Origin of the sequence: Curtobacterium sp. ER1/6 (genome assembly GCF_001742745.1) — a bacterium.
GTDB classification, from domain to species: Bacteria; Actinomycetota; Actinomycetes; order Actinomycetales; family Microbacteriaceae; genus Curtobacterium; species Curtobacterium citri.
Map to the genome: position 1 here is coordinate 747,230 of NZ_MJAK01000001.1, position 15,486 is coordinate 762,715.

Below are 15,486 nucleotides of genomic sequence, written 5' to 3' on the forward strand. Positions count from 1 at the left end.
CTCCTCGGGCGACGTCCGCCCCGCAGCGGCGGTGCGTCAGTCCTTCGCGCGGACGATGCCGTTGTCCGGCGCCGACACGTCGAACTCGACCTTGGTGTCGGGGTTCCGCGCGGTGTGGTCCTTGACGAGTGCCGCGAGCAGCGCCGCCTTCGCGTCGGACGAGTCGGGGCTCCCCCACACGACGGTCGACCCGTCGCCGAGGGTCAGCGTGACGTCGTCCGCCGTGCTCGCGCGGACGTCCGTCACCTGGTTGCGGACGGTCGACGGCAGCGACAGGACGACCTCGGTCATCGTGCGGAAGACCGGGGACCCGAGCTCGGCGTGGGCGACGTCGGCGACCGGCACGCCCTCCGGGCGCTTCGGCGACGACTGCACGACGATGCCGGCCGGGTCGACGAGGTCGAAGGACTTCCCCGACGGCACGGCGACGACCGGCGTGCGCTCGGTGACGGTCACCACCAGGGTGTGCGGCGGGACCTCCTCGGTCACGTAGCTCTCGATGAGGGGGAAGCCGGCGATGTCCCGCTTGACCTCGTCGAAGTCGAGCCGGGCGAGCGGCGTGCCGACCTGGTCGGAGAGCGCCTGCCGGAGGGCGGTCGCGTCGACACGGTCGGTACCCCGCACCTCGATCGTCCGCAGGGCCATGAGCGGCGAGGTGACGGCGACGAGGATCGAGGCACCGAAGACGACGACGACCGCCGCGACCGTGATCCACGCGGCGCGACGGTGCCGGGCCCTGCGGGTGAACCGTCGGACCTCGGCGCGCTCGAGCAGCCGACGGCGGCGCTTCGCCACGCGGGCGTCGCGGGCGGTCTCGGCGGCACGGACGCCCGCACCGATCGGGGTCGCGTGCGCGCCCGTGGCCGCAGCGCCGGAGTCGTCGGCAGCGTGGTCGGCGGCCGACGGCACGGCCGCGTCGATGACGTCGGTGACGGTGGCGAGGCGTCCGGCCCCGCCGTCGTCGGTGCCGTCGTGGGTGCCGTCGTCGGCGCCGTGCTCGGCAGCCGGGTGCGTCCCGGGGCGAGCGGTGTCGTGGTCGTCGTCGGCCTGGTACTCCCGCAGCCGTTCGGCGACCGAGGAGAAGCCGGCGCCGAGCCGACGGCCGGCAGCGCTGGCGATCGCGCCGGCACGGTCCCGGTGACCGGGTGCGCCGGACGCAGCCGAGGCGGTGGGGTCGACCCGCTCGTCGACCCGCTCATCGACGGGGGCCGACGTACCGGGGTCCCGGTGGGCCTCCCGGCCGTCGGTCGCGGGCGGACGCGACGGGCGCCGCGGGACCAGCGGGCCACGACGCTGCCGTGGCGTCGACGCGCGCTCAACGGGGGCGGCCGGTTCCTCCGGACGCCCGTCGAAGCCCTCGGGACGCTTCACTGCGTGCGCGTCCCGCCGTGCAGGGCACCGAGGACCTGCGGGATGATGCGGTAGACGTCCCCGCAGCTGAGCGTCATGACGATGTCGCCCTCGCGCGCGACGTCGGCCGCGCGTGCGGACGCCTCGTCCCAGTCGGGCAGGAAGTCGACGCGGGACTGGTCCACGAACCGCTCCTGCACGAGGGCACCGGTCACGCCGGGCTCCGGGTCCTCCCGGGCGCCGTAGACGTCGAGGACCACGGTGTGGTCGGCGAGCTCCTCGTAGACCTTCGCGAAGTCCCCTGCCATCAGGCGGGTGCGCGAGTACAGGTGCGGCTGGTGGATCGCGATGATGCGGCCGTCACCGACGACGTTCCGGGCGGCGCGGAGTGCGGCCGCGACCTCGGTCGGGTGGTGCGCGTAGTCGTCGTACACGGAGACACCGCGCTCGATGCCGTGCAGCTCGAAGCGCCGCTCGGTGCCGCCGAACGCTTCGATGCCGCGGATCGCGTCGGCCGGGGCGACCCCGAGACCGGTGAGCACCGCGAAGGCGCCGACGGCGTTCACGGCGTTGTGCCGTCCGGGCACGCGCAGGGTCATGTGGTGCGACTCGCCCCCGGCGCGCAGGTCGACCTCGACGCTGGCCGCCTCGACGATCCGCTCGATGCGGACGTCGGCGTCGGCGGCCTCGCCGAACGTGACGATCTCGGGTGCGCCCTCGCGCGCCCGGACGCCCGCCGTCACGCGCTTCGCGCCGGCGTCGTCGCTCGAGACGACGATGCGCTCGCGTGCCCGGCCGGCGAACTCGACGAACGCGTCGATGAAGGCGTCCTCGCTGCCGTAGTGGTCGAGGTGGTCCGCGTCGACGTTCGTGACGAGGGCCACCGCGACGTCGTAGAGCAGGAAGGAGCCGTCGGACTCGTCGGCCTCGACGACGAACAGGTCGCTCGAGCCCGGGGCCGAGCTCGTGCCGAGCGACTGGATGACGCCGCCGTTGACGAAGCTCGGGTCGAGTCCGAGCTCGACCATGGCGGTGACGATCATGCCGGTGGACGTGGTCTTGCCGTGCGCGCCGGCGACCGCGACGAGGCGGTGGTCGGCGATGAGGGCGGCGAGGGCCTGGGACCGGTGCAGGACCGGCAGGCCGCGGCGCTGCGCCTCGAGGAGCTCGGGGTTGTCCGGCCAGAGGGCGCTGGTGACGACCACGGTGTCCGCGTCGCCGAGGTTCGCCGCGTCGTGCCCGACGTGCACCTCGGCGCCGAGGTCGCGCATCGTGCCGGTCGTCGCGGTCTCGCGGGAGTCGCTGCCGGTGACGCGGTGCCCGGCGGCGAGGAACATCCGGGCGATGCCGCTCATGCCGGAGCCGCCGATGCCGACGAAGTGGACCGTGCCGAGGTCGTCGGGGATCGGCTGGGTCAGATCCGGCTTGATGGTCATCGTTCCTCCGTGGTGCTGGTGCCTGCGCTCGGGCTCGGGCTCGTGCTCGGGCTCGGGCTCGGGCTCGTGCTCGGGCTCGGGCTCGGGCTCGTCGCGTCCGTGGCGGTGCGCGTCTCGCCGCTGCTGCGTCGGGCACGCGGGGTGGCCCCCGCCGCCGCGCCCTGGACGAGCGCCGTCATCCGGTCGGCCCCGTCGCGGTGTCCCACGCTCCCCGCACGCACCGCCATGTCCGCGATGCGGGCCCGGTCGCGCAGGATGCCGAGCAGCTCGAACGAGACCCAGTCCTCGGTGAACGCGGCGTCGTCCACCAGCACCGCTCCCCCGGCGCCGACGACGTCCGCCGCGTTGTGCCGCTGTTCACCGTTGCCGACCGGGTAGGGCACGAGCACGCTCGGCAGACCGACGGCGGTCAGCTCGCAGACCATGCCGGCACCGGAGCGCGAGACCACGAAGTCCGACGCGGCGTACGCCAGGTCCATCCGGTCGCAGTACGGCAGCACGTGGTACCCGTCGAGGTCGCTCGGGCCGATGTCCGACTTGCCGCCGACGACGTGCAGCACCTGCCACCCGGCGTCGACGATCGCCGTCGCGGACCGGTTCACGGTCGCGTTGATGCTCCGCGCACCGGACGAGCCGCCGGTGACGAGCAGGACGGGACGGTCCGGGTCGAGGCCGAACTCGGCCAGCCCCTCGGCGCGCGCGGCACGGCGGTCGAGCGTCTCGATCTCCCGGCGCAGGGGCATGCCGACCACGCGGCCGTGGCGCAGGCGGGTGTTCGAGAACGTCAGCCCGACGTGCCGGGTGAGGAACGCGGCGAGCCGGTTCGCCAGCCCGGGCTTGGCGTTCTGCTCGTGCACGACGATCGGGGTGCCCGTGCGCTTCGCCGCGATGTACGCCGGAGCGGCCGCGTAGCCGCCGACCCCGAGGACCACCTCGACGTCGTGCTCGCGGATGAACCGCTCGGTGCGCCGGACCGCCGCCGCGAACCGTCCGGGGAAGCGCAGCGCGCGGACGTCGAGCCGACGCGGGAACGGCAGGCGCGGGATGGTCAGCAGCTCGTAGCCGCGCATGGGCACGAGTCGCGACTCGAGCCCCTCGGCCGTGCCGAGCACGAGCACCCGGGCCTCCGGGTCGCGCTCGGTCAACCGGTCGGCGACGGCGAGCAGCGGGTTGACGTGTCCGGCGGTGCCGCCGCCGGCGAAGAGGTACGTGCTCACCGGAACCTTCCGTTCTGGGGTGCGAGGTCGTGCCGCGGGCCGCCGACCGCGTTCCGTCCGGGCAGGTCGCGGGCGAACGACAGTACGACACCGATGGCCACGAGGGTCATGATGAGCGCCGAACCTCCGGCGGAGATGAGCGGGAGCGGGACGCCGAGGACGGGCAGGAGCCCGAGCACCACCGCGATGTTCACGAGCGCCTGCCCGATGATCCAAGCGAGGATCGCGCCGGTCACGGTGCGGACGAACGGGTCGTTCGACTGGCGGATCACCTTGATCATGCTGACCGCCAGGACCACGAAGAGCGCGAGGACGACGACGGCCCCGATGAGCCCGAGCTCCTCGCCGATGATGGCGAAGATGTAGTCGTTGTCGGCCTCGGGCAGCCACGACCACTTGGCCTTGGAGTTGCCGAGCCCGACGCCGAACACCCCGCCGGACGCCAGCGCCCACATGCCGTGGACGGGCTGCCAGCAGAGGTCCTGGTACTGGTTGGAGTCGGTGCACCCGGACAGCCACGCGCTGATGCGGACCTGCCGGGAGGACGAGGCCATCGTCACGAAGGGCAGGACCACCCCGACCGCGACGACGATCGCGAGCAGGTGGCGGGCGCGGGCGCCGCCGATGTAGAGCGCGCCGAGCACCAGGATGAGCATGATCATCGCGGTGCCCTGGTCGCCGCCGAGGAGCACCATGCCGAGCGGCAGCACCGTGGCGATGCCGACCGGGACGAAGATCTCCTTCCAGTCCCGGAGCTTGTCGCGCTTGGCGTACATGATCGCGCCGATGCCGAGCGCGAGCGCGAGCTTGATCGCCTCGGACGGCTGCGCGGTGAACGACCCGAAGCCGACCCAGTTCCGGTTGCCCTGCACCTCGATGCCGAGCGGTGTGTAGACGAGCAGCTGCAGGAAGAGCGCGGCGCCGAGGATCCGCATCGCCCACTTCCGCCACAGCCGCGCGGGCACGCGACTGGCGACGAGCATGAGCGGGACGCCGAGCACGGCGTACAGCCCCTGTCGCGACGCCGCCCCGAAGAAGTCGTGCGTCGCCGCGTACTGCTCGACGCTCGACGAGGACAGCACCATCACGACGCCGAAGACGACGAGGAACAGCGTCACGCCGAGGATCGTGTAGAACGTGCTCGACTCGGCGACAAAGACGTTCTTGACCGCGACGACGGCACCGTGCGTCCGTCGTGGTCCGTCGGCACGGGGGGAACCGGCCACCGTGCGGGTGCCGCTACGGCCGCTCGGGAGATCCGTGGTCGCCATCGGCTGTGCCTCCCAGGTGCTCGTGGACCGCCGCCGCGAATCGACGCCCCCGGTCGGCGTAGGAACCGAACTGGTCGAACGACGCAGCAGCCGGGGCGAGGAGGACCGTGTCGCCAGGTCGCGCGACCGAAGCGGCATGCCGGACCGCCTCGGGCATGACGTGTTCAGTGTCCGTCGCCTCGACCTGCAGGACCGGCACCCCGGGCGCGTGTCGCGCGAATGCCTCGAGCACGGGCGCGCGGTCGGTCCCGATCACGACGACGGCCCGGGCGTCCGGACCGAAGCGCTCGACGAGCCCGTCGATGTCGACGCCCTTGAACTGGCCACCGACGATCCAGACGACGGTCTCGAAGGACGCCAGCGACGCGGTCGCCGCGTGCGGGTTCGTGGCCTTCGAGTCGTCGACCCAGGTGATGCCGTCCGCCGTCGCGACGTGCTCGGTGCGGTGGTGGTCGGCGCGGAACCCCTGCACGGCGCTGCGGATGTGCGCCGGTGCGACGGACGCGGCACGCGCGAGGGCGGCGGCGGCCAGGACGTTCATGGTCATGTGCGGGCTCGCGAGGCCGGCCTGCTCGAGGTCGGCCAGGGTGGCGAGCTCGAGCGCGCTGTTGCGGCGGTCCTCGGTGAAGGCGCGGTCGCAGAGCACGTCGTCGACGATGCCCACGTCGCCCGGCGCGGGGACCCCGGGGGTGAAGCCGACGGCCCGGCAACCCTCGACGACGTCGGCCTGCTCGACCATGCGGCGGGTGGCGTCGTCGGCGGTGTTGTAGACGCACGCCATGACGGAGCGCTCGTAGACCTTCGCCTTCGCGGCCCGGTAGTCCTCGGCGGAGCCGTGCCACTCGAGGTGGTCGTCGGCGATGTTCAGGCAGGCGCTCGCGAGCGGCACGACGGCGCCGTCGCCCGTGGTGGGCATATAGTGCAGCTGGTGGCTGGAGAGCTCGACGACCAGGACGTCGAAGCCCTCCGGGTCGCGGACGACGTCGAGCACCGGCACGCCGATGTTCCCGCACGCGACCGCACGGAGACCGGACGCCGCGAACATCGCGGTGGTCAGCTGCGTGGTCGTGGTCTTGCCGTTCGTGCCGGTGATCGTCACCCAGGGCGCCGCGATCGGGCCGCGCACGACCTTGTCGCGGACGCGCCATGCGAGCTCGATGTCGCCCCAGACCACGCTGTTCGCCGTGGCCCACTGCACGCTCGCGTTGTGCGGCGGCAGGCCGGGCGAGACGACCACGAGGTCCGGCGCCTGCGCGACGAGCGACCCGGGCACGGTGTCGAGCGACGTGCGCTCGAACCGGGCACCGATGACGTCGAGCAGCTCGACGGTGTCGTCGGGTCCGTCCGGGGCGTGGACGGTGACCTCGCTGCCGAGCTCGACCAGGGTGTCCGCCACCGAGAAGCCGGTGGAGCCCAGCCCGAGCACGGCGACCCGGAGCCCCTTCCAGCCCTCGGCGTACCAGCTGTCGAGGCCGTCGAGGCGGGCGTCAGCCGACACGGGCGATCCACTCCAGGTAGAAGAGTCCGACACCGGCGGCGACGCAGAGTCCCGCGATGATCCAGAACCGGACGACGACGGTCACCTCGGCCCACCCCTTCAGCTCGAAGTGGTGGTGCAGCGGGCTCATCCGGAAGATGCGCTTGCCGTGGGTGATCTTGAAGTAGGCCCGCTGCAGGATGACCGAACCGGTGACGATGAAGAACAGTCCGCCGATGAGGATCAGCAGCAGTTCGGTGCGGCTCAGGATCGCGAGGCCGGCCAGGGCGCCGCCGAGGCCGAGCGACCCCGTGTCGCCGAGGAAGATCTGCGCGGGTGAGGTGTTGTACCAGAGGAAGCCGATGAGGCCACCGCAGACCGCGGCCGCGACGACGGCCAGGTCGAGCGGGTCGGTCGTGCTGTAGCAGGCGTGCGCGGTGCTCTCGTCGAGCCGCGCGCCGCCGCAGATCTGGTTGGACTGCCAGAACCCGATGATCACGTACGAGCCGATCGCGAGGATGCTCGACCCGGTCGCGAGACCGTCGAGGCCGTCCGCCACGTTCACGCCGTTCGACGTCGACACCGTGAGCAGCACGATCCACGCCAGGTACAGGACCGTGCCGATGACGGTCCCGAGCACCATGAAGTCGAGCCACGGGACGTCGCGGATCGCGGAGATCATCGTGGACGCCGGCGGCTTGCCGTTCCCGGTCGGCACGACGAGCGCGATCGTGGCGAAGATGACGCCGACGATGACCTGGCCGAGCACCTTGGCCCACCCGCCGAGCCCGAGGCTCCGCTGGCGTCGCACCTTCAGGAAGTCGTCGATGAAGCCGACGAACCCGAGCCCGACCATGAGGAAGAGCACGAGCAGGCCGGACAGGGTGACCGAGTCACGCCCGACCAGGTGTCCGACGAAGTAGCCCAGCACCGCGCCGATGATGAGGACGATGCCGCCCATCGTGGCCGTGCCGCGCTTCGTGTGGTGCGACTGCGGGCCGTCGTCACGGATGAACTGACCCCACCCGAGACGGTGGAACAGCTTGATGAACAGCGGCGTGAGCAGCAGTGTGAACACCAGCGACACGGCGCCGGCGACGAGGAGCGCGATCATTCGGTGACACCTCCGAGGCGGTCGCCGAGGAATCGCAGTTCGGCTGACTTCGAGGACTTGACGAGGACGACGTCGCCGGGGCGGACCATCTCCTGCAGGGCACGGACGGCGTCGTCGACGTCCTCGACGTACACGGACTCCCCGTCCCACGACCCCTCGAGCGTGGCGGCCTGGTGGATGGCGGCGGCGCCGGGTCCGACGACCACGAGCTGTCCGATGCCGAGCCGGACGACGAGCCGACCGATGGTGTCGTGCTCCTCGGTCGCGTACTCGCCGAGCTCCGCCATCTCGCCGAGCACGGCGACGGAGCGCTCGCCCGGGCGCACGATCTGCGCCAGGGTGCGGAGCGCGGCCGCCATCGAGTCCGGCGAGGCGTTGTAGGCGTCGTTGACGACGGTGACGCCCTCGGGTCCGCCCTGGAGGAGCTCCATGCGCCAGCGCTCGGCCCGCGTCATCGACGCGAGCGCCTCGGCACCGGCGGCGAGCGGGACGCCCCACAGGTGCGCGACGGTGAGCGCGGCGGAGGCGTTCATCGCGTGGTGCTCACCGAGGATGGCGAGGCGGACGTCGACGGTCTGTGGGACCGGGGAAGAGCCTCCAGGACGATCCGCGGCGGCCTCGGCCGGGACGGGAGGCGCGGTCAGCGTGAAGCGGGTGCCGCTGCGGTCCGTCTCGATGCCGCCGATGCGGTAGTCGGCACCCGCGGACGTGCCGAACCCGACGACGGTCGCGTCGGTCAGCGCCCGCATGGACGCGACGCGGTCGTCGTCGACGTTGAGCAGCGCGGTCGCGGTCGCCGGCAGGTCGGTGACCATCTCCGACTTCGCGCGCTGCGTGGCCTCGATGCCGCCGAACTCCCCCGCGTGCGCGAGTCCGACCTTGAGGACGACGCCGACGTCCGGCTCGGCGATCGAGACGAGCTTCGCGATGTGACCGATGCCGCTGGCACCCATCTCGACCACGAGGAACCGCGTGTCGTGGGTGATGCGGAGCATCGAGACCGGGGCGCCGACGTGGTTGTTGAAGGACCCCTGCGGCGCGACGGTGTCGCCGTGCTGCTCGAGGATGGTCCGGAGCATGTTCTTCGTGCTCGTCTTGCCGTTCGAGCCGGTGATGCCCACCACGCGCAGGGGGGCCGGGCGGCCCTGCTCGTCGACGCGGTCGGCGCTCGAGGCGCGGACGCGCGCGACGACCTCGTGCGCGAGCGCGGCGAGGGCGGCGTACCCGTCGGGCACGACGACCTGCGCGGTGTCGCTGCCCTCGGGCAGCTCGACCGCACGTTCGGTGACGACGAGGGCGGCACCGGCCTCGGCCGCGGCCGGCACGAAGCGGTGGCCGTCGGTCTCCTCACCGAGCAGGGCGAAGAACACGCTGCCGGCGCCGACCAGGCGCGAGTCGGTCTCGACGCTGCCGTCGACGACCCGTCCGCGGGCACCACTGACGAGCTCGCCGCCGATCGCGGTGGCGATCTCGGCGAGGGTCAGCGCGATCATCGGATCTCCTCCGCCGGACCGGAGTTCGGCTCCCAGCCGGCCTCGCGGAGGGCCTGGCGGGCCTCGTCGCGGGCCGAGTACGGCGTGCGGACGCCCGCGATGTCGCGGTAGTCCTGGTGCCCGGGACCGGCCCAGAGGATCGAGTCCCCCTCGCCGAGCAGGCTGACCGCCTTGCGGATCGCGGCCTCCGGCGGGCTCACCTCGTACGTCTCGTGGTCCGGGTAGGCCTCGCGCGCGGCGTCGACCAGGGTCTTCCGGATCGACGCGGCGTCCTCGAAGCGGGGGTGGTGGTCGGTGACGACGAGCACGTCGCTGCCGGCTGCCGCCACGCGGGCCATGTCGCCGCGCTTGGTCGTGTCGCGGTCGCCGTCGGCGCCGAAGAGCATGAGGACCCGGCCGGTCGTGAACTGCCGGACGGCGGCCAGGGTGTTCTCGAAGGCGTCGGCGCTGTGGCCGAAGTCGACGTAGACGCTCGGGCCGCGGTCACCGGAGACGCGCTCGGTGCGACCGGGCAGGTAGCACTCGATCGCGCTGACGGGGTGCTCGTCGGTCTCGTCCGCGTAGCGACGGTGGTTCGACCCGAGCGCGTGCGCGATGGCGCCGAGCTCGAAGCCGCCCTCGACGAGCATGACGATCGCCAGCGCGGCGTTCGCCGCCATGTGCCAGCCGATCAGGGGCACCCGGGTGGTGAGCTCGCGGCCCTCGGGGCCGGTCAGACGGAACTCGGTGTAGGCCGCGTGCGCCTCGACGATCTCGACGTGCCACTCGGCCTCGACGTCGGGGTGCACCGTGATGGTCGTGACCGGGATGCGGGAGTCCTGCACCACGCGGTGGCCCCAGTCGGTGTCCAGCGAGACGACGCCGCGACGGCTGTGCTCGGGCTGGAACAGCGGGAGCTTCGCCTGGTAGTACTCCTCCATGTCGGCGTAGTCGTCGAGGTGGTCGTGCGACAGGTTCGTGAACCCGGCGACGTCGAACACGATCCCGTCGACGCGGTGTCGGCTGAGGGCCTGGGCGCTCACCTCGACGGCGACCGCGCGCACCTCGGACTCGCGCATCCGGGCGAGGAGCGCGTGCATCTCGCTCGCCTCGGGCGTGGTCAGGCGGCTGGTGACGCTGAGCGTGCCGATGTGGCGCTCCGCGGTCGAGCTCAGACCGGTGACGAGACCGAGCTGCTTGAGGATCCCCTCGAGGATGTACGAGGTGCTGGTCTTGCCGTTCGTGCCGGTGGTGGCGAACAGCTGCGGCAGGTCGGTCGCCTCGTCCGGGTGGGTGCGGTAGACCCAGGCGGACACGTCGCCGAGCGCAGCCCGCGGGTCCTCGACCACCAGGACCGGCAGCCCGGACGGCTCGGCGAGGGCCACGCCGTCCGCGTCGGTGAGCACGGCGACCGCGCCGCGCTCGGCGGCCTCGGGGGCGAACTGCGCTCCGTGGCGGTTCGCGCCGTGCACGCCGACGAACAGGTCACCGGGCTGCACCTCGGCGGCGCTCAGGGTGACGCCCGTCGTCTCGACGGTGTCGACCGCGCCGACGACGCGCATGCCGAAGGCGTTCGCGAGTTCGGCCACGCTCCTCGGGGTCGGGTGTTCGGGTCGGAGGACCGGGGGGATCCGTGCGGACAAGTGTTCCTTCTTCCTCACCACGTGGACGGGTACAGCTGCGCCTCGGCCGTGGAGGGGGCTACTCGGTACTTCTCGAGCACCTGGGACATCAGCGTGCGGAACGCCGGAGCCGCTCCGCTGGACCACTTGTTGGTCTGCGGCTTCGTGAACGTCACCGTGACAACATACTGGGGGTCCTCGGCGGGTGCCATTCCGGCCACCGAGGTGATGCGCTGTCCGCCGTAGCCCTTCGACCCCTCGGCCACCTCGGCGGTACCGGTCTTCGCGGCGATGTTGTAGCCGGAGATCGGCTTCATGCCGACGAGCGTGCCGCCCGTGACGACGCTCTGCAGCATCTTGACGGTCTGGTCGGCCGCCGCGGTGGAGACGACGCGCGTCCCCTGCACGTCGGGCGCGTCGATGGTCCTGCCGTCGGCGGTCTGGCAGCCCTTCACCATGTGCAGCGGGATCCGGACGCCGTCGTTCGCCAGCGTCTGGAACACGCTCGCCACCTGGACCGCGGTGGTCGAGATGCCCTGACCGAACATCGAGTTGATGTTCGTCTGGCTGCTCCAGTCGGGCGAGGCGCCGTACTGCATGGCCGGCTGCCCCGGGTAGTCGATCGCCGTCTCCGGCTCGAACAGGCCGAACTTCTTCATGTAGTCGAAGCGCTGCTGCTGCGTGAGCCGTTCGCCGAGCTCGGTGATGCCGACGTTCGACGAGTTCTGCAGGATGCCGGTCAGGGTCAGGTTCTCGGTGGGGTGGAACTCGGAGTCCTGGATCTTGCCGCCCCACGGGAACGAGCGCGAGTACGGCACGACCGCACGGTCGGTCGGACCCGACTTCCCCTGGTCGATCAGTGCCGCTGCGATCGCCGCCTTGATCGTCGACCCGGGCTCGTACGTCGCGGTCAGGGCGCGGGAGCCGAAGGCGCCCTTGTCGGTCGTCGCGTCGACGTCGTTCGGGTCCACCGTCGGGTAGTCGGCGACGGCGAGGAGCTCACCCGTCTTGACGTCCACCACGGTCGCGGTCGCGGACTCGGCCTGCAGGGACTTCGCCGCCGACGCGATCGTCTGCTGCGCCATGTACTGCAGGTCGCTGTCGATGGTGGTCTCGAGCGTGCCGCCGTCCTTCGCCTGCTTGGTCGTGCGGGTGCTGCCGGGCAGCTGCACGCCGTCCTCGCCGCGCTCGTACGTCTCCGAGCCGTTCGTGCCCGCGAGGCACGCGTCGTACGAGTACTCCAGGCCGGCCTGCGCGCCGTCGGTGCCCATGAAGCCCGTCAGCGCCCCGGCCGTCGCGCCGCTCGGGTAGACGCGCGCCGCCTGCTGCTCGGGGTAGGTCCACGGGATGGACAGTGCGCGGACGGCCTCGTAGTGCTTCACGTCGAGGCCCTTGACCAGGTACGCGAAGTCCGACCGGGGGTCCGCGGCGATGTTCCGCTGCATGGTCGCGACGTCCGCGCCGGACGCCTCCGCGACGGCACGCAGGGCATCGTCGACCGAGACCCGCTTCACGCGGTCGCCGCCGAGCTTGCCGTCGAAGGGCTTCACGAGGCGCGGCGAGGTGGTGATGTTGTACCGGTTGACGCTGTCGGCCAGCTCCACGCCGTTGCGGTCGACGATGGCGCCGCGGGTCCCGTAGATGGTCACCGGGATGCTCCGCTTGGCCTTCGACGCGTCGTTCAGCGCGGCGGCCTGCACCACCTGGATGTCGACCAGGCGGATCACGAACACGGCCACGAGGGCGATCACGGCGATGATCACCACGCTGTAGCGCAGTCGTGGGTTGCGGATCGTCTTGGTCACGCGGTGCGGTCCTTCCCGGGTGGTGCGGCAGGGTGTCCCGGCCCGCAGGTCACCGGGTGGTGGGGGCCTGGAGCGGGTTCGCGTCGGACTCTACGTCGGCCTTCGGCGCGGCCCCGTCCGACGCGCTGGCCCCGGCGCTGTTCCCAGCGTCGGTGCTCGCGGCGGCCGGCGCGGATGCGGCCGCGGACGGTGCGGCGGGTGCGCTCGGCGCCGACTCGGCCGGCTGCTGCTTCGTCGCGAGCGGGACCGGGTCGAGCAGGGCGTTGGGCACCTGGTTGTCGCTGCTCGCGGTCGCCTCGTCGGGAGCCGCCGGCGTCGGCGTGCCGTACACCCGCCCGGTCTCCGGGTCGAGGTAGACCGGCGTGGAGTTCGCGATCATCCCGAGCGACTGCGCGTTGCGGGCGAGGTTCTGCGGCGAGTCGAGCACGCGGAGCTCCTCGGACAGCGACTGCTGCGTCCGCGAGAGCTTCGTCTGCTCGGCGCCGAGGGAGTCGAGCGTGTAGGCGCCCTGGCTCAGCACCATGCTGATGCCGAGCTGCGCGAGCAGCAGGATGCCGAGCGCGACGACCGCGACGATGGCGTACGCCACCTTCGGACGGGCACGGCGCTGCGCACGCGTCGGTGCGACCTCGACCAGCTCGGGGCGGTCGTGGCGCGGGCGCGGGGCACGCGACGGGGCGACGACGGGGTCGACGAGTGCGAGGTTCGTGCTCATGTCAGTTCCGGATCCGCTCGGCCGCGCGCAGGCGCACGGGGATTGCTCGGGGGTTGGCGGCGCGTTCGGCCTCGTCGGCCAGTTCCGCGCCCTTGACGACCAGGGACCAGGTCGGGGCGTGCTCGGGGAGCTCCACCGGCAGGTCCGCCGGGGCGCTCGAGGTCGTGCGCTCGACGAGCGCCCGCTTGACCAGACGGTCCTCGAGGGACTGGTACGACTCGACCACGATGCGGCCGCCGACGCCGATGACGTCGAGTGCGGCGGGGATCGCCCGCTCGAGCACGGCCAGCTCGGCGTTCACCTCGATGCGGAGCGCCTGGAACACGCGCTTCGCCGGGTGACCCTGCCGCTGGACCGCGAGGGGGGTGGCGTCGTGGAGGACCTGCACCAGGTCGCCCGACATCGTGAACGGACGCTCCGCGCGCCGCTCGACGATCGCGCGGGCGTACCGGCCGGCCAGCTTCTCCTCGCCGTACCGCTGGAAGATGCGGCGGAGTTCGCCCTCGTCGTAGGTGGCGAGCACGTCCGCCGCGGTGCGGCCCTCGGTCCGGTCCATCCGCATGTCGAGCGGGGCGTCCTGGCTGTAGGCGAAGCCGCGCTCGGCGCGGTCCAGCTGGAGCGAGCTGACGCCGAGGTCGAACAGGACGCCGTCGACCTTCCGGAACCCCTCGCCCTCGACCGCCTCGACGATGTCGTCGTACACGGTGTGCACGAGCCGGACGCGGTCGCCGAAACGGGCCAGGCGCTCCCCCGCGATGCCGAGCGCGTCGGTGTCGCGGTCGAGTCCGATCAGGGTGAGCTCCGGGAAGCGCTCGAGCAGCGCTGCGGAGTGCCCGCCCATCCCGAGGGTGGCGTCGACGACGACCTTGCCCGGGCCCTCGAGCGCGGGGACGAACAGGTCGACGATGCGCTGGAGCATCACCGGGGTGTGCGGGAACGTCGGCTGGTCTTCGGCCATGTGCAGCCCCTCGACCTCCTGGGCCACGCATCCGGATCCCCATCCATGCGACCTGACACCGGGGAAGGTGTGTCAGGGCACCACGGCTGGGAGTCCCGATCCGCGGATCAGAAGATCCCCGGGATCACCTCCTCGTCGTTGTCGGCGAAGCCCTCTTCGACCTCGGCGTAGTAGGCCTCCCACGCGGTGGTCGACCAGATCTCGGCACGGTCACCGCTGCCGATGACCGTGAGGTCCCGCTCGAGCCCCGCGTACTCGCGGAGGTTCTGCGGGATCGTCACGCGGTTCTGCTTGTCGGGCGTCTCCGCGCTCGCTCCGGAGAGGAACAGGCGCATGTAGTCCCGGGTGCGCTTCGACGTCATCGGTGCGGTGCGGATGCGCTCGTGCAGCTGCTCGAACGTGTCCGCACTGAAGACGACGACGCAGCGCTCCTGCCCACGGGTCATGACGAGCCCGCCGGACAGTTCGTCCCGGAACTTGGCGGGGAGGATCACGCGACCCTTCTCGTCCAGCTTCGGGGCATGGGTACCGAGCAGCACGTCGGGGCCTCCCCTCCGCTCCACCGGTCCGTCGTGGTCCCCACTTTACTCCACTTCCCTCCCCACATGGCGGTTCCCGCTCCCCGATCTGGCCGCGACCCCCGGATTGGGGCAGCTCCCCGAGGTCCAGCGGGCACGGAAGAGCCCGCCGATCCGCGGATCGACGGGCTGGTGGAGGCGAGTGGAGGAGGTGGAGCAGAGTGGAGGACTCTCACAGCACCGGATCCGGCGGAGGGCGCGCCGGACGGGAGGCGCGTGGGGACCCCGCCCCGCGCCTCCCGTCCGACGCGCGCCCGGCCCTCCCCGGCACGCCCGGCCCTTCCCGTCACACCCGCAGTACCCGGCGGTTCCGGGCGTGCCGGGCGTGCTCGTCCGACCCGGTACGCCCGATCGACCCGGGTACGCCCGTTCCGACCGAGCACGCCCGATCCCCCGCAGCCCACCGGGACGATCGGCGATCAGCAGCCCCCGCACACGACGAACGGGGCCGGTCCGACCGGACCGGCCCCG

The 15,486-nt window shown here is 72.2% G+C and carries 12 protein-coding genes; all 12 read right to left on the bottom strand.

The window, feature by feature from the left end:
* Positions 1 to 36 precede the first annotated feature (36 nt).
* A complete protein-coding gene (locus Cus16_RS16175; RefSeq protein WP_141718780.1) occupies positions 37 to 1,371 on the bottom strand; it encodes an FtsQ-type POTRA domain-containing protein in 1,335 nt (444 codons plus the stop codon).
* Positions 1,368 to 2,786 (bottom strand): UDP-N-acetylmuramate--L-alanine ligase, encoded by a 1,419-nt coding sequence (gene murC / locus Cus16_RS03440; protein ID WP_069711162.1) that lies wholly within the window; start codon positions 2,784 to 2,786, stop codon positions 1,368 to 1,370. Before murC ends, Cus16_RS16175 begins: the two co-directional genes overlap by 4 nt.
* The gene (locus tag Cus16_RS03445) at positions 2,783 to 4,003 is read right to left on the bottom strand and encodes a UDP-N-acetylglucosamine--N-acetylmuramyl-(pentapeptide) pyrophosphoryl-undecaprenol N-acetylglucosamine transferase (protein WP_083263652.1); all 1,221 of its coding nucleotides are present in this window, start codon (positions 4,001 to 4,003) and stop codon (positions 2,783 to 2,785) included. Before Cus16_RS03445 ends, murC begins: the two co-directional genes overlap by 4 nt.
* Positions 4,000 to 5,274 carry a putative lipid II flippase FtsW gene (gene ftsW / locus Cus16_RS03450; RefSeq protein WP_069711163.1) on the bottom strand — a complete coding sequence of 425 codons (1,275 nt, stop codon included), beginning with the start codon at positions 5,272 to 5,274 and terminating at the stop codon, positions 4,000 to 4,002. Before ftsW ends, Cus16_RS03445 begins: the two co-directional genes overlap by 4 nt.
* Positions 5,243 to 6,805 carry a UDP-N-acetylmuramoyl-L-alanine--D-glutamate ligase gene (murD, locus tag Cus16_RS03455; RefSeq protein WP_069711164.1) on the bottom strand — a complete coding sequence of 521 codons (1,563 nt, stop codon included), beginning with the start codon at positions 6,803 to 6,805 and terminating at the stop codon, positions 5,243 to 5,245. The genes ftsW and murD overlap by 32 nt, the downstream gene beginning before the upstream one ends.
* A complete protein-coding gene (gene mraY, locus Cus16_RS03460) occupies positions 6,762 to 7,865 on the bottom strand; it encodes a phospho-N-acetylmuramoyl-pentapeptide-transferase (RefSeq protein WP_069711165.1) in 1,104 nt (367 codons plus the stop codon). Before mraY ends, murD begins: the two co-directional genes overlap by 44 nt.
* Positions 7,862 to 9,358, bottom strand: a complete 1,497-nt coding sequence (locus tag Cus16_RS03465) for a UDP-N-acetylmuramoyl-tripeptide--D-alanyl-D-alanine ligase (RefSeq protein ID WP_069711166.1) — start codon at positions 9,356 to 9,358, stop codon at positions 7,862 to 7,864. The genes mraY and Cus16_RS03465 overlap by 4 nt, the downstream gene beginning before the upstream one ends.
* Entirely contained in the window at positions 9,355 to 10,980 is a 1,626-nt protein-coding gene (locus Cus16_RS03470) for a Mur ligase family protein (protein ID WP_069711167.1), read from the bottom strand. The genes Cus16_RS03465 and Cus16_RS03470 overlap by 4 nt, the downstream gene beginning before the upstream one ends.
* 14 nt (positions 10,981 to 10,994) lie before the next feature.
* Complete coding sequence (locus Cus16_RS03475) at positions 10,995 to 12,764, bottom strand: peptidoglycan D,D-transpeptidase FtsI family protein (protein WP_069711168.1); 1,770 nt, start codon at positions 12,762 to 12,764, stop codon at positions 10,995 to 10,997.
* 49 nt (positions 12,765 to 12,813) lie between these two features.
* Complete coding sequence (locus tag Cus16_RS03480) at positions 12,814 to 13,479, bottom strand: hypothetical protein (protein ID WP_069711169.1); 666 nt, start codon at positions 13,477 to 13,479, stop codon at positions 12,814 to 12,816.
* A gap of 1 nt (position 13,480) precedes the next feature.
* Complete coding sequence (rsmH, locus tag Cus16_RS03485) at positions 13,481 to 14,437, bottom strand: 16S rRNA (cytosine(1402)-N(4))-methyltransferase RsmH (protein ID WP_069711428.1); 957 nt, start codon at positions 14,435 to 14,437, stop codon at positions 13,481 to 13,483.
* A gap of 107 nt (positions 14,438 to 14,544) precedes the next feature.
* On the bottom strand, positions 14,545 to 14,976 hold the full coding sequence (mraZ, locus tag Cus16_RS03490; protein ID WP_069711170.1) for a division/cell wall cluster transcriptional repressor MraZ: 432 nt from the start codon (positions 14,974 to 14,976) through the stop codon (positions 14,545 to 14,547).
* Positions 14,977 to 15,486: the final 510 nt, after the last annotated feature.

What these genes read in the sequence shown, in the direction of transcription:
- Cus16_RS03480 (WP_069711169.1), bottom strand. Translation starts at nt 13,479, where the DNA reads ATGAGCACGAACCTCGCACTCGTCGACCCCGTCGTCGCCCCGTCGCGT.
- mraY (WP_069711165.1), bottom strand. Translation starts at nt 7,865, where the DNA reads ATGATCGCGCTCCTCGTCGCCGGCGCCGTGTCGCTGGTGTTCACACTG.
- rsmH (WP_069711428.1), bottom strand. Translation starts at nt 14,437, where the DNA reads ATGGCCGAAGACCAGCCGACGTTCCCGCACACCCCGGTGATGCTCCAG.
- murC (WP_069711162.1), bottom strand. Translation starts at nt 2,786, where the DNA reads ATGACCATCAAGCCGGATCTGACCCAGCCGATCCCCGACGACCTCGGC.
- ftsW (WP_069711163.1), bottom strand. Translation starts at nt 5,274, where the DNA reads ATGGCGACCACGGATCTCCCGAGCGGCCGTAGCGGCACCCGCACGGTG.
- Cus16_RS03465 (WP_069711166.1), bottom strand. Translation starts at nt 9,358, where the DNA reads ATGATCGCGCTGACCCTCGCCGAGATCGCCACCGCGATCGGCGGCGAG.